Annotated in this window: 9 protein-coding genes; all 9 read left to right on the top strand. The window is 55.1% G+C overall.

Going from position 1 to position 13,630, the window contains the following annotated elements:
- Positions 1 to 67: 67 nt before the first annotated feature.
- Entirely contained in the window at positions 68 to 841 is a 774-nt protein-coding gene (locus J9893_RS10730) for a DeoR family transcriptional regulator (RefSeq protein ID WP_104455023.1), read from the top strand.
- Between the two features lie 55 nt (positions 842 to 896).
- The gene (gene glmS / locus J9893_RS10725) at positions 897 to 2,729 is read left to right on the top strand and encodes a glutamine--fructose-6-phosphate transaminase (isomerizing) (RefSeq protein ID WP_104455024.1); all 1,833 of its coding nucleotides are present in this window, start codon (positions 897 to 899) and stop codon (positions 2,727 to 2,729) included.
- A 108-nt stretch (positions 2,730 to 2,837) separates the two neighbouring features.
- Positions 2,838 to 3,701: a TnsA endonuclease C-terminal domain-containing protein gene (locus tag J9893_RS10720; protein WP_246875561.1), complete on the top strand. Its 864-nt coding sequence runs from the start codon at positions 2,838 to 2,840 to the stop codon at positions 3,699 to 3,701.
- Complete coding sequence (locus J9893_RS10715) at positions 3,688 to 5,778, top strand: Mu transposase C-terminal domain-containing protein (RefSeq protein ID WP_246875560.1); 2,091 nt, start codon at positions 3,688 to 3,690, stop codon at positions 5,776 to 5,778. The genes J9893_RS10720 and J9893_RS10715 overlap by 14 nt, the downstream gene beginning before the upstream one ends.
- The gene (locus J9893_RS10710; protein ID WP_210600358.1) at positions 5,771 to 7,384 is read left to right on the top strand and encodes an ATP-binding protein; all 1,614 of its coding nucleotides are present in this window, start codon (positions 5,771 to 5,773) and stop codon (positions 7,382 to 7,384) included. The genes J9893_RS10715 and J9893_RS10710 overlap by 8 nt, the downstream gene beginning before the upstream one ends.
- A 1-nt stretch (position 7,385) precedes the next feature.
- Positions 7,386 to 8,888, top strand: coding sequence for a TnsD family Tn7-like transposition protein (locus J9893_RS10705; protein WP_246875559.1), 1,503 nt, complete (start codon positions 7,386 to 7,388; stop codon positions 8,886 to 8,888).
- Positions 8,885 to 10,489: a Tn7-like element transposition protein TnsE gene (locus J9893_RS10700; RefSeq protein ID WP_210600360.1), complete on the top strand. Its 1,605-nt coding sequence runs from the start codon at positions 8,885 to 8,887 to the stop codon at positions 10,487 to 10,489. Before J9893_RS10705 ends, J9893_RS10700 begins: the two co-directional genes overlap by 4 nt.
- Before the next feature lie 250 nt (positions 10,490 to 10,739).
- A complete protein-coding gene (locus tag J9893_RS10695) occupies positions 10,740 to 12,914 on the top strand; it encodes a type I restriction-modification system subunit M (RefSeq protein WP_210600362.1) in 2,175 nt (724 codons plus the stop codon).
- The coding region (locus J9893_RS10690; RefSeq protein WP_210621918.1) for a restriction endonuclease subunit S at positions 12,911 to 13,630 on the top strand (720 nt) is incomplete at its 3' end. The genes J9893_RS10695 and J9893_RS10690, both read left to right, overlap by 4 nt.

Below are 13,630 nucleotides of genomic sequence, written 5' to 3'. Positions count from 1 at the left end.
ATTTGCCGTTTGATTTTTCCCGAAAAGGCATTAATATTTCGCCATTCTTTCGAATCGAAACTTAACAATGACCAAACGCAACACTCAACAGCGTCGCCACACCATAGTGAGCCTGGTACAGGAACAGGGTGAAGTCAGTGTCGACGCCCTGGCCAAACACTTCTCCACCTCCGAGGTGACCATCCGCAAGGATCTGGCGGTGCTGGAGACCGGTGGCCTGTTGCTGCGTCGCTACGGCGGTGCCGTTCCCCTGCCCAGCGAGATGGTGGTGGACAGCAACCCGGATCAGGTTTCGAAGCGAAAGCTGGCCATTGCCCGCGCCGCAGCCGAGCGGATCCGCGATCACAACCGCATCATCATCGACAGCGGCAGCACCACCAGCGCCATGATCCCCATGCTGGGCAGCAAGCGCGGCCTTATCGTCATGACCAACTCCCTCAACGTGGCTGGCGCCCTGCGCGAGCTGGAGAACGAACCCACCCTGCTGATGACCGGCGGCACCTGGGATCCCCACTCCGAATCCTTCCAGGGCCAGGTGGCGGAGCAGGTGTTGCGCTCCTATGACTTCGACCAGCTGTTTATCGGCGCCGACGGCATAGACCCTGAGCGAGGCACCACCACCTTCAACGAGCTGGTGGGTCTCTCCCGGGTCATGGCCGAGGTGTCGCGGGAAGTCATCGTCATGGTGGAGTCGGAGAAGATCGGCCGCAAGATCCCCAATCTCGAGCTGCCCTGGTCCGGCATCCATACCCTGGTGACCGACGAGGGGCTGAGCAATGCGGCCAGAGAACAGATTCAGGCCAAGGGGATCACGCTGATTTGCGCCCCCGTGGCCGTGTGACCTGAACAAACCATTATCCAACCGAATTAACGTCTTACGTTTCAAGGAGAAGTCTATGTGTGGCATCGTCGGGGCCGTCGCCCAACGTGATGTGGCTGAAATCCTGGTAGAGGGCCTGCGCCGTCTGGAATACCGTGGCTACGATTCGGCCGGTGTCGCCGTGTTCAGCGCCAACCAGCCGCTGCAGCGGGTGCGTCGCCTCGGAAAGGTGGCCGAACTGGCCAAGGCTCTGGAGGAGCAGTCCGTCCACGGTGGTACCGGCATTGCCCACACCCGCTGGGCTACCCATGGCGAGCCGTCCGAGCGCAATGCTCACCCCCATGTCTCCGAGCATATCGTGGTGGTGCACAACGGTATCATCGAGAACCACGAAGTGCTGCGGGAAGAGTTGAAGGCGCTGGGCTATGTGTTCAGCTCCGACACCGACACCGAAGTGATCGCCCACCTGGTGCACCACGAGCTGAAATCCGCCCCCAGCCTGCTGGCGGCCATGCAGGTCGCGGTGAAGCAACTGCGCGGCGCCTACGGCACCGTGGTGATGGACAGCCGTGACGACAGCCGCGTGGTGGTGGCCCGTTCCGGCTCCCCCCTGGTGATCGGCCGCGGCATCGGCGAGAACTTCATCGCCTCCGACCAGATGGCCCTGCTGCCGGTGACCCGCCGCTTCATCTTCCTGGAAGAGGGCGATGTGGCCGAAGTGACCCGCCGCGACGTGCACATCTTCGATACCCACGGCGAGGCCGTGGTGCGCGAGGAGCTGGAGTCCGAGCTGTCCCACGATGCCGGTGACAAGGGCGAATACCGACACTACATGCTCAAGGAAATCTACGAGCAGCCCAAGGCCATCACCAACACCCTGGAAGGCCGCCTGGGCAGTGATCACGTGGTGGTCGAGTCCTTCGGCAACGGCGCCCGCGCCATTTTCGACAAGGTCGAGCACGTCCAGATCGTCGCCTGCGGCACCTCCTACAACTCCGGCATGGTGGCCCGCTACTGGTTTGAAGAGATCGCCGGTGTCTCCTGCGACGTGGAGATCGCCTCCGAGTTCCGCTACCGCAAGTCGGTGGTACGTCCCAACAGCCTGCTGGTGACTCTTTCCCAGAGCGGTGAGACCGCCGATACCCTGGCCGCCCTGCGGTTGGCCAAGGAGTCCGGTTACATGAGCTCCCTGGCCATCTGCAACGTACCGGGTTCCTCCCTGGTGCGCGAATCCGACCTGGCCTTCATGACCCGGGCTGGTGCCGAGATCGGGGTGGCGTCCACCAAAGCGTTCACCACCCAGCTGGCCGGTCTGCTGATGCTGGTGGCCTCCGTCGGTCACTGCCGAGGCAACCTGAGCGCCGCCGCCGAGGCCGAACTGGTCAAGGCGCTGCAAGCCCTGCCTGTGCGCATCAAGGAGAGCCTGGCCCTGGCCAAGCAGATCGAGACTCTGGCCGAAGAGTTTGCCGACAAGCACCACAGCCTGTTCCTCGGTCGTGGCAGCCAGTACCCCATCGCCATGGAAGGGGCGCTCAAACTCAAGGAGATCTCCTACATCCACGCCGAGGCCTATGCCGCCGGTGAGTTGAAGCATGGCCCGCTGGCGCTGATCGATGCCGAGATGCCCATCATCGTCGTGGCGCCGAACAACGATCTGCTGGAGAAGCTCAAGTCCAACGTGGAAGAGGTGCGTGCCCGTGGCGGTATCCTCTATGTGTTCGCCGATGCGGACGCCGGTTTCAAGAGCGACGAGACCATGCGGGTGATGAGCCTGAACCACGTGGAAGAGATGATCGCGCCGATCGTCTATACCGTGCCGTTGCAGTTGCTCTCCTACCACGTCGCCCTCATCAAGGGCACCGACGTGGATCAGCCGCGCAATCTGGCCAAATCCGTGACTGTGGAATAAGCCGTCGCCGGAAATGAAAAAAGAGCTGTGGGATGAAAATAAAGTTTCATCCATGAAAATAAAGATTCATCCCTAAAAATAGAGTTTCATCCTAAGCCAGGGTCAGCTATGTTGATTATATCGACAGGCGACACTGGCTTTTTTATGGCAGGAACATTCAAGGGACTGACACAAGCTCAGATCGATAGGAGGCTCAAGGAAGGTCGTGGGCAGGGCCATGGACCGGACTACAAGCCGTTCATCTACACCAGGGATGTGTCCTCCCTGGGGCGTTCCCACCGCCTGCCTGGCAGTAAAACCCGGCGCCTGCATCACCTCCTCTCCGATCTGGAACTGGCCATCTTCCTTACTTTGGATTGGTCATCCCAAGTCACCGACATTCGGGAGCAATTCCCTTTGCGGGTTGAGGACACGGTACGACTTGCCAAGGAGCACGGACTCGCCCATGCCAAGTTCCAGGGGGCCGCTCAGGTTTTGACCAGTGACTTCCTAGTGGACTTCAATGATCCGAAGCGGCCTGCCTTGGCCATCCAAGCCAAGTACTGTATCGACCTCGAAAAGCCTGAAGTTATCGAAAGGCTGGAGCTGGAGAGGCGCTATTGGGATGAGAAGGGGATCCCCTGGGCCCTCGTTACTGAGCGTGAGGTATCCAAGGTCGCCTTTGCCAATATCCAGTGGCTCTATCCAGCCCAAGCAGAAGATGACATCTCTCTTGATGAGCTAGAGCACTACCAACAATTGTTTTTGCGTGAGATCCAATACCAGCCTGAGCGATCTTTGATCGCTGTTTCCCAAAAATTGGATATTGCCTATGAACTGGAGCCTGGGCTGGCCCTCTACTGGCTCCGTCAGTTGCTTGCGAGACATTACTTCCTGTTCGACATAAATATGTCTTACCGAGCCATCAAAGGTGAGGATCTGGTAGTCAACCTTCAGCCATCGCAGCAGGAGCAGTGCCATGTACCCCGTTAACCAGGTCTTGATGACGGGAGAAATACGCAGGCGTCTTATTTGGTGTGATGCCGAATTAGCCGTTTGGATCGATATTGATTCGCCTACCGCCCTTCCAGAACCGATACCTCTCGTCGAATTCGAGCGCCAGCTACTGGATGGGTCGTTATTGCGTATCGACGACCCATTCTTGAATACGACATTACGGGAAGTAAGTGATGGTTCGGTCGATCAGCAGAAGCGTGATTCAGCCTGGGAGATACTGGCTGACGTAGTTCAAGATACAAGATTGCTTGAGCGCCGGGCCAGGGGGGAGATCGTAAAGGGCATAATGGAACTCCATGGCATTACCAATCAAACGGTATATCGGCTACTCAGACGTTACTGGCAACGAGGCATGTCCAGGAATGCGCTGTTGCCGGATTACGTCAATTCGGGGGGAAGGGGAAAACGGCGAAAACCAGATCAAGCCAAACTAGGCAGGCCAAGAGTGGTAAGGGATGGTACGGGAAGCAATGTTACTCTGGATGTTGAACGTATCTTCCGGCGAGTTATCGAGGAGCGACTGATCACGAAAAAGTACACTTCTGTCCCCGATGCTTATGCAACTAGCCTGAACTTGCTCACCGTAGCCAAGCCTGATCTTGACCCCAGGGAACTTCCGACTTTGGAGCAGTTCCGTTACTTTTACCGGCGTGAATACCACTTTACTGAAACCTTGGTTAACCGGACTCCTGCCGTGGACTTTGCCAAGGATATTCGGCCTATTATGGGGACCTCGACTACAGAGGCCCTTGGTCCCGGTTACCGTTATCAGTTTGATGCCACTATAGCCGATATCTATCTAGTGTCGGATCATGATCGCAGCCTGATCGTAGGTCGGCCCGTTGTCTACATGGTGATCGATGTGTTCAGTCGCATGGTGACGGGTATGTACATTGGATTCGAGGGGCCATCTTGGGTTAGCGCCATGGTGGCGCTGGCCAACACAATCGCGGACAAGGTGGATTATTGTCGACAATATGGTGTTGAAATTGATGCCGTCGATTGGCCAGTTCAAGGTTTGCCTGACGTGGTTCTGGCAGATAAGGGGGAATTGAATGGTACCAAGGTTGAAGCTTTCTCCGAGTCCTTCGGTGTTCGTATAGAGAATGCACCTGCCAGAAGGGGGGACGCCAAGGGTATCGTAGAACGATACTTCCGGACTGTGCAGGAACGCTTCAAGCCTTATGTCAGTGGTGTGGTCGAGGGTACCACCAGCCGCAAACGCGGCGGCAGCGATTACCGTTTCAATGCTAGCCTGACGCTGACCGAGTTCACTAGGGTCATTGTCGCAGGGGTACTTTGGCACAATAACTTCCACACCCTGACCAAGTACGATCGGCCTACTGGGATGCCAGGTGATTTGCCGGCGATACCTGCCAAATTATGGGGTTGGGGGTTGGCTAATCTGACTGGGCGACTGCGGACTGCGCCACAAGATTTGGTCCGCATCAACCTTCTGCCCCATGAACAGGCCTCTGTCTCGGAACTGGGTATTAGGATATTCGGGTGTTTCTACACCTGCCAAGAGGCACTCAGGGCAGGTTGGTTCCACCGAGTTCAGGGTCGTCGACCGCAAAAGGTGACGGTGGCCTATGACCCCCGTTGCGCAGATCATATCTACATCCGCCCCAGCAGCAACCTCAAGGATTACTGGGTTTGCGACCTTGCCGATCGCAGCCGCCGTTTCCGTGGCATGACATTCTGGGATGTTTGGTTGCTGTCCAGAGCCGAGCGTCGGAGCGATGCCAATGCCACCATGGAGGGGTTGAAAGAAAAAGGAAAGCTGCTGGAAAAAATCGAGTCTATCGCCGCCCAGGCCGAGGCGGCCAGTCCGGTACGAACCGGGCTTACCAAGAAGGACTTGGGCACCCAGATCCGGGAGAACAAGCAGCAGGAAAAAGGTATCGAGCGGAGCCGAACGGCATTCAGACCGGAAAAGGTACAGCAAGACAAGCCGGCCGAGGTGGTCCAGCTAAGGGTGGGAGAACAGCAAGACGACTATGCCTATCCCGACCTTAGTAACCTGATCTTTGGGGAGGACGACGATGACTAACGAGAAATTCAACGGATCCATCCCGCTGGCGAGGTATCAGGATCAACAGTTGCCTGAATATGAAGGTAACCCGCTCATCAGTGCCTTACCGCTTATCCCTGACCTCCAAGCCGTGGTCAGCCAACTCCAGGCCTTGCCCAGTTTCTCTCCCAAGGAGGCGTTCCTAGATGGCAGGGTCAGGGCCCATGCGATAGCCCGCTTGCTACACGGCTTCTTCCAACCTCTGAACCATCATTTGGAGCTAGAGAGCAAAATAAGCCTGATGATCCGTCAAGGCTACATAGGCAGGAACCCAGCCAATGGCGCTTGGTACTCACATCTGCAAAATGGTTATCGCCGAGTGGAAGAAGAGGATCTGGACGCAGTGGTTTACCAGAGTGTTTCCTCGACGGCAAGCAGCCTCTCCTTGTTCGGTTGTTCAGGCTGCGGTAAGACCCGCACACTGGAGCGTATCTTGGGAATGTATCCTCAGGCCCTTTACCACCCAGAGTACAATATCACCCAACTGACCTACCTGAAGGTCGACTGTCCCATCGATGGGGATCTGGACGAGTTGTGCCTGAGCTTCTTCAATCAGGTCGACAGGGTGCTCGGAACCCACTATAGCCGTAGTCATGGCCGCAAGAAATTGGGGACCAAGCGCTTGCTGGCCAGCATGTGCCAGGTAGCCAACCTTCATTCCCTGGGGGTGTTGATCATCGATGAGGTACAAAACCTCAACGAAGCCAGATCTGGTGGCGCTGAAAAAATGCACAATTTTTTCGTCTCCTTAGTCAACACCATAGGTGTACCCGTCATCCAAGTGGGGACTCACCGGGCCAGCAAGTTCTTCCAGCGCACCTTCAGGGCTGCCCGGCGTATCACCGGCCTGGGTAGTATCCGCTGGGATAGGCTGCCGAGGGACGATCATTGGAATCGGTTACTAAAACGGCTCTGGAAGTATCAGTGGTTACGGGATGCCTCTCCCCTGGACGAGGATCTGGAAGCGACCATGTACGACCTTACTCAAGGCGTCATGGATATTGTTATCAAGCTGTTTGCCTTGGCGCAGATCCGAGCCATAGTGACGGGCGTAGAGAGCATTAAGCCATTGTTACTACGCAAGGTTTTTGACGATGAATTCAAACCCGTCCACCCCATGATGGCGGCTCTGCGGAGCGGTAGAACAGAGCTGATCGCCAAGTACGATGATTTGATCATGCCGGAAATAGAGGGAAAACTGCTTTCTCTCACCCAATCTCTCGATCAGGTGCCAACCCTCAAGTCGCCAGCACTACCGGCTGATGATAAAGCCAAGAAACTAATCGCTCTGCTCGAAGAGATGGAAATCCCCAAGGACATCGCTATTCCCTTGGCGGATGACCTCTTGGTCGAGTACCCCAACATTCCACTGGCTGCCCTGATTCACAAAGCCACAGCATATCTTGCTGAGGACAAACCTCCTGCCCCCCGAGTGACAAGAATAAAACGCACTGAGTGGGGACAACTGCCCGATGGGGATTTGCGCAAGCTTTATGCCAGCGTGCCGGAAGCTGAAGTCTATGGTCGGTTGAAGCAGGAGGGGCTGGTGTTCGATCTGCAAGTACTATTGGACAGGGCCGGTTGACATGTATTTCCCCAGGCTCTACCCGGATGAACTTCTCTACAGTGCTATCGCACGCTGCCGGGTACACTTGGGGATGGAAAGCCACAAGGGACTATTGGCAATACTGTTCGGTGACACCAGGGTGGCGGCCGTCACCGATCTTCCGAGTCACCTTCAGAGCCTGGCAGATAACACCGGCCTAGATGCCAAGGTGCTGGTGGAGAACTACACGCTTTTCCCGCTTTATGTTCCTTTTATTCCCCAGGAGCGTAGCGTCAGGCTTTACCAAGCAATGCTGGCCCATGATAGGCCTGGGGCTATTGGTTTGGCGGGTTCCTCTACCGCCTTAGTCAAATGGCCAAAGTGGCTTCGATATTGTCCAAAGTGCTTTGACGACATGGTCGAAAAGTATGGGGAGCCCTATTGGCGGCGAGCGTGGCAGGTTCAGGGCGTGGATACATGTTCTGTGCATGGCTGCCAACTTTTGGATTCCCCCATCCCATTCCGGCGGGCACATAGGCACGAATTCCATGCGGCAGATCCTCTCTTCCCCTCCAATAGCCAGGGGGTCATTCCCGCAGATGCATGGGAAAAGGGAATAGCCATCAGCTTGGAACAGCTATTTAATTTGCGTAACAAACCTTCACCAGGTTTTGGGCGCTGGACGCGCTTTTACCAGCAGTTAGCAATGGAATGCGGAGCCATGAAGGGGAGACAGGTCAAGGCTGATGTGATTTGGGAAAAGGTCCTGGCCGATTTCCCTTGGGACTGGTTGCATGCCAATGATCTGTGGTCAGCAGCGCCTCCACCTTGGTTGCTGGCCATGTTTAGGAAACACCGCAAGGCATTCAGCTGTTTACAGCATCTCGTGATCTGGTGTTGCCTGCGTCCAAGTCAGGACGTTGTTGATATCATGGACGAGGCGAATTCATTTCCGGCTATTACTCCTGACTGTCAGCCTGTGAGGTTACTCCCTGCCCAGCCAGGGAATATTCAGCTCTACCGAGGACGTTGGGTTGATCTCATCGAAAAGCATGGTGGTGCTAAGGCAGCAAGGGAGTCCCAGCAAGGCTTGTCTATATACGCTTGGTTATACAGACACGATAGACACTGGTTGCTGGCAACCAACAGGGGAATGAGTTGTCGGCTAGGCAATCACAACCACACTGACTGGTGTAAACGTGATAGAGCCTTGGTGCGTCGGCTGATCTCGTTAGGGGAAAGCACCGCTGATGACCTTGGTTTACCACGAAGATCCCGTAGTTGGTTCCTGAGCAAGCTTCCCCATGGTTCCTCCGTCGAACATCACCTGTCACAGCTACCTCTCTGCCGTGCCTTCTTGGCGCGTTACGCCGAGTCCATCGGTGAATATCAGATTCGCCGTCTAACCAAGGCGATGCTGGATGATGTTGTAACAGGCCGACATTCCAGACTCTGGCAACTGAAAAGACGCTGTGGGTTGCAGAAGGGGAAGGTCACTCGTCTCGCAGCAATGTTCATCGCAAGTATAGGAGCGTTGGGTTGAGTAAGATCTTATTCCGTCAGATCCCCAAAGGGGCCAAAGTTCTTGCTATCGGAAACATTTTCAGGAGTAAAAATCCCGGCTCGTCTTGGCGCGTGGCTTCTCTGCTGGAGGTCAATGATCAGGTAGAGCCAAAAACATTTAATCCTGAACTGGCCTGTCTGTTAGGGGTCGGCAGAGTGTTTACCCAAGAGGAAAACGAACCTTATGTTTCGAAAGGGTATCGCCAAACACTGTCTTTGCCGGATATCGATAGTTGGCAGGAGCGTACTCTTGGGGAGTGTCATCGACTTTCTCGGCCGTTAGCGAGAAATCCCGAAGTAGCCAATCAGAAGTGCTTTGTCTTTGAGGTCGCCGGGATTACTTACTGGTTACCAAAGTTCGAGCTTGCTCGTAAGTTATTCTTTCATGCTGGTTTTTTATCAAGAGCGGCTTTTGAACCTAACGGCTTGGATATGCTCTTCACTGTAACGCGGGAAGATGGCTTTATTCATATCAATACGCCAGCAAAGACAGGTGCTCCTGCTCGCATTTTGCAAAACGAGGCATATCGAAATCACCTGAGTTGGCTGTTACTTGATCCGGAAGCAAAACGTTCCTTTGAGTCGATTTGGAAATGTCTTAACGAAGCAAAACCTGATGATAAATCAGGGTATTTGCGCAGGCAGTTTGATTTTCATCCGCCCTCTTGTGTATCTGGTGTTGAAATTGTTGCTCTTGGCCCTCTGGATTGGGAGAGCAAAGAGATGCTGGTCTGGGAGATAAAAGCTCTGAAAGGCTTGAAATGGATGTGTTTTCAAGAAGTCCACTTTCATCACCCCGCGCTTAAGCTCTCTATCAGCGGAGAGTTAGGCGGTGCCAGGCCGCCAAGCTCGAATAGCGATAGCATTGAGCTTGATGGTGAAAGAGATACGAACGAGGATAAAACCCGTCAATTGCTGGACTTGCCGCCGGAGGAGTTCTCTTTTCAAGGCCATTGCCGTACTCGGGCTGTCTATCAGGGGCAAAGGGTTAGTCGTCTTGGTCAAAAGCAGGAAGGCGAGTTACTTCCCGGTGATGGGGTGCATTTGGGGTTGTGTGATGACGTTACAGGAGGTGAGCTTGCCCCGGCAGAGTTACAGCAATTGGATGACCCTGCGGAGCAGCAGTCATACCCCAATCGCTTCGAGTCACTCAAGGAAATTATCAAAGAAATAGCCAAACAGCCGGATATCGAGCTGCTTTCGATGGTGGTTAAGCCACTGCCGCACGTGCCTCGTCGTGGGCACCATCTGATGGAGGATGGCACCCCTCGCTGCTACTTGGTCGCCCACTTCAGGTTGAGCAGTGGTCAGGAGAAGTTCTTGCTGGAGGTGGATACCAGTGACAACAAGAAGCGTCTGTCTACTCGTATTGTGCGGATGATGTCTGGTGTGGATGCTGTACAGGCCATTACCCTGATTTTGAAAGATACCGTGCAGACTTCGCTCCGTTGGCCGATGAGCATCGAGAAATTTTGCGATGTGAATGAGCCTGTGCATCATCCCAAAGAGGATCTGCATAACCTAGCCATGCGGCAGCAGAGCTGGCTGATGCGATTGATTCTAGGTGTGAGATCTGATTGATTCATATGAGGATTGACTGCGGGTGCGCCTCGTTGTCTGGTAAACTGACGGCGATCTGAGATGGCTGTTGAAGACAGAATGCCTATCTTCCCCCAACGTTATTACTATCGGTCGCCGCGACGCTTCGCGTGCCAGTGTGGGCACCATAATGGCGCTGCGCACTAGCTCGGCTGAGCGTGGAAACGCTGGCTCAACGATAAAAGGGTGGCGCCGCCGAAGCCCCACCGAACAGAACAATGAGAACGAGTGAATGAACGTCCAGCAACTTGAAAACGAACTGTGGGATGCCGCCGACCAGCTGCGGGCCAACTCCAAGCTCACCGCTGCCGAATACGCTATGCCGGTGCTGGGCCTGATCTTTTTGCGCCATGCCGACAACCGTTTCAAGGCCTATCTGCCCGAGATTGAAGCCGACATTCCACCTCAGGTGCCAGCCATTCAGCGCGAAGAACTGATCAAGCTCGGTTTTCAGGGCAAGGCGGCTATCTACCTGCCGGAAGAGGCCCGCTTTGACCGTATTGTCTGTCTGCCGCAGGGCGCCAAGGTGGGCGAGATCATTGATGCGGCGATGGACGCCGTCGAGATGGAATACCCCGTACTCGCTGGTGCCTTACCCCATGGTTATGCCGCCTTCGATCCCGATCTCTTGGCTGATCTGGTCAAGATTTTCGACCGGCCAGCCATCAAAGCGGCCTCCGGCGACGTGTTTGGCCGCATCTACGAATACTTCCTCAATAAGTTCGCTATCACAGGTGCGCAAGAGGGCGGTGAATTTTTCACGCCTCCCTCGCTGGTACGCATGATAGTTAACGTGATCGAACCAGATCATGGTTTGGTGCTCGATCCGGCGTGTGGCTCGGCAGGTATGTTCGTGCAAACCGGCCACTTTATCGAGGATGTGCGCAGTGCCGTGGTTAACGACACTGTTACCTTCCATGGTCAGGAAAAGAGCGATACCAACACCAAGCTGGCGCGCATGAATCTGGTGGTCCACGGGCTGGACGCCTCCAACATCCGCCAGGGCAACACCTTCTACGATCAGGCCGAGCATCTCATCGGCCAGTGCGATTTTGTCATGGCCAATCCGCCGTTCAATGTGGATGGTGTGGATACCAAGAAAGTCGAGGGACAGGTGGATGCGGCCGGGCGTTTGCCTTTCGGCTTGCCTGGCACCAATGCCAGGACGGGTGCCATCTCCAATGCCAACAGCCTGTGGATCCAGTATTTCTACGCCTACCTCAATGACACTGGCCGTGCCGGTTTCGTCATGGCCTCCAGTGCCTCCGATGCGGGCAATAAGGATCGCGATATTCGCGAGAAGCTGGTCAAAACCGGTCATGTCGATGTAATGATGGCCATCGGCAACAAGTTCTTCTACACCCGCAGTCTACCTTGTACGCTCTGGTTCTTCGACAAGGGCAAGGATGCAGAGATTGCCGATCAGGTACTGATGATCGATGCGCGAAATGTCTATCATGTGATGTCCGCACGCTCCCACGTCTTCACCGAGGAGCAGCTGGCTAACCTGAATGCCATCGTCTGGCTCTATCGGGGCGAGAGTGAGAAGTTTATTGCCCTTGTTTCCCGCTACCAGCAACAAGTCGACAACTGGTTGGCCTTGTTGCCGGATCTCCTCTCGGCGGATACCGCTGCCGTTCAAGCCCTGGCGGCGCCGCTGCAAACCTTTGCGGATGGCGTCACCCTCGACGAGCTGAACGCCGGCCAGCCAGAAGATGCGCTTATCTCGCAAGCCCAGCTGGATGCCTTCAAGAAGGAACTGGCTGACGCCAACGCGGATAAACATGCCACAGCGGCTATCACGGCGCTGCTGACCGCCTCTACTCAGGCGAGAACCGCCATCGCACAAGTAGACGCAACCAATCATGCCGCACAGGTGGCATTGCAAGTCATGCTCTTTGCCTTGGTGCCGCAATTGAAGAGTGCCAGCAAGGCGTTGGAAGCGCGCCACAAGCAGTGGCTCAAACTGCTGGAGTCGGCTGAAAAAAAACTGCGCGCCCGCAACAGCAAGTCCTTCGATGGTAAAGCTGTCCGCGAGGCCAAACGTGCCATATTGGCTGCTGATGCCAAGAAAAACGAGGCGCCCACGGTGCGCGATGCGGTACTCGATGGGCTCAAGCAGGCCGCATATTTCATTCATCAGGTGCAGTGGCTGCACAGCCGCTTTCCGCAGGCCCTGTTTGACGATGTCCCCGGCCTGTGTAAGGCCGTCACCATCGAGGAGATTGCTGCCAACGACTGGTCTCTAACGCCGGGCCGTTACGTTGGGGTGGCTGCCGCGGCAGAAGAGGAAGAGGACTTCGCCGAAAGGCTGCGGGAAATCCATGACGAACTGGCTGAATTGAATGAACAGGCAGCAGCTCTGGCGGAGCGGATAGCCAGTAACTTTCAGGAGTTGCTGGGATGAGTTGGCCTGAGGTTGAATTTGAGTCTTTGTTTTTGATTCCAAGCCGTAATGGTGTTTACAAGAGCAAAGACCACCACGGTTCGGGCGTACCAATCGTCAACATGGGTGAATTATTTGCGTTTAACCGGATAGGAAATCAGCCCATGTCGCTGATTCAAATGTCCGATTCAGAAATGGATAAAAGCGGCCTAATTGATGGCGATCTGCTATTTGGCCGCCGTTCACTTGTTGAAGAAGGGGCGGGTAAGTGCTCAATGGTTTACAAGCCTACCGGATCGCTGACATTTGAGTCGTCGATTATTCGAGTTCGCCTCGATAGATCAGTCGCCGATCCAGAATTCTTCTTCAATTACTTTCGATCTCCAATTGGAAGGTCGAGAGTTAAGGCAATTGTTGGGGGCGCTGCTGTCAAAGGAATCCGTGGCAGCGATCTGAAGTTGATCAAGGTTCATTTGCCGCAAATTGATGAGCAAATAGCCATCCGCAATATCGTTGCTGTATACGACGATTTGATTGCCACCAACCAGCGTCGTATCGCCTTGCTGGAAGAGGCGGCTCGTCGTATGTATCGTGAGTGGTTTGTCTCTCTGCGCTTTCCCGGCCATGAAACTGTGCAAGTGACGGATGGCGTGCCGGAGGGGTGGAGCAGATTGTCACTCGCTGATGTAGCTGAAATCACCATGGGCCAGAGTCCAGAATCAAGACATTACAACACT

Origin of the sequence: Aeromonas sp. MaB10011B (assembly GCF_017939325.1) — a bacterium.
GTDB lineage: Bacteria > Pseudomonadota > Gammaproteobacteria > Enterobacterales > Aeromonadaceae > Aeromonas > Aeromonas caviae.
The sequence above is the reverse complement of the archived record's forward strand: the minus strand, read 5'-3'. Positions and strand labels throughout refer to the sequence as shown.

What these genes read in the sequence shown, in the direction of transcription:
- glmS (WP_104455024.1), top strand. Translation starts at nt 897, where the DNA reads ATGTGTGGCATCGTCGGGGCCGTCGCCCAACGTGATGTGGCTGAAATC.
- J9893_RS10705 (WP_246875559.1), top strand. Translation starts at nt 7,386, where the DNA reads ATGTATTTCCCCAGGCTCTACCCGGATGAACTTCTCTACAGTGCTATC.
- J9893_RS10710 (WP_210600358.1), top strand. Translation starts at nt 5,771, where the DNA reads ATGACTAACGAGAAATTCAACGGATCCATCCCGCTGGCGAGGTATCAG.
- J9893_RS10730 (WP_104455023.1), top strand. Translation starts at nt 68, where the DNA reads ATGACCAAACGCAACACTCAACAGCGTCGCCACACCATAGTGAGCCTG.
- J9893_RS10695 (WP_210600362.1), top strand. Translation starts at nt 10,740, where the DNA reads ATGAACGTCCAGCAACTTGAAAACGAACTGTGGGATGCCGCCGACCAG.
- J9893_RS10720 (WP_246875561.1), top strand. Translation starts at nt 2,838, where the DNA reads ATGTTGATTATATCGACAGGCGACACTGGCTTTTTTATGGCAGGAACA.
- J9893_RS10715 (WP_246875560.1), top strand. Translation starts at nt 3,688, where the DNA reads ATGTACCCCGTTAACCAGGTCTTGATGACGGGAGAAATACGCAGGCGT.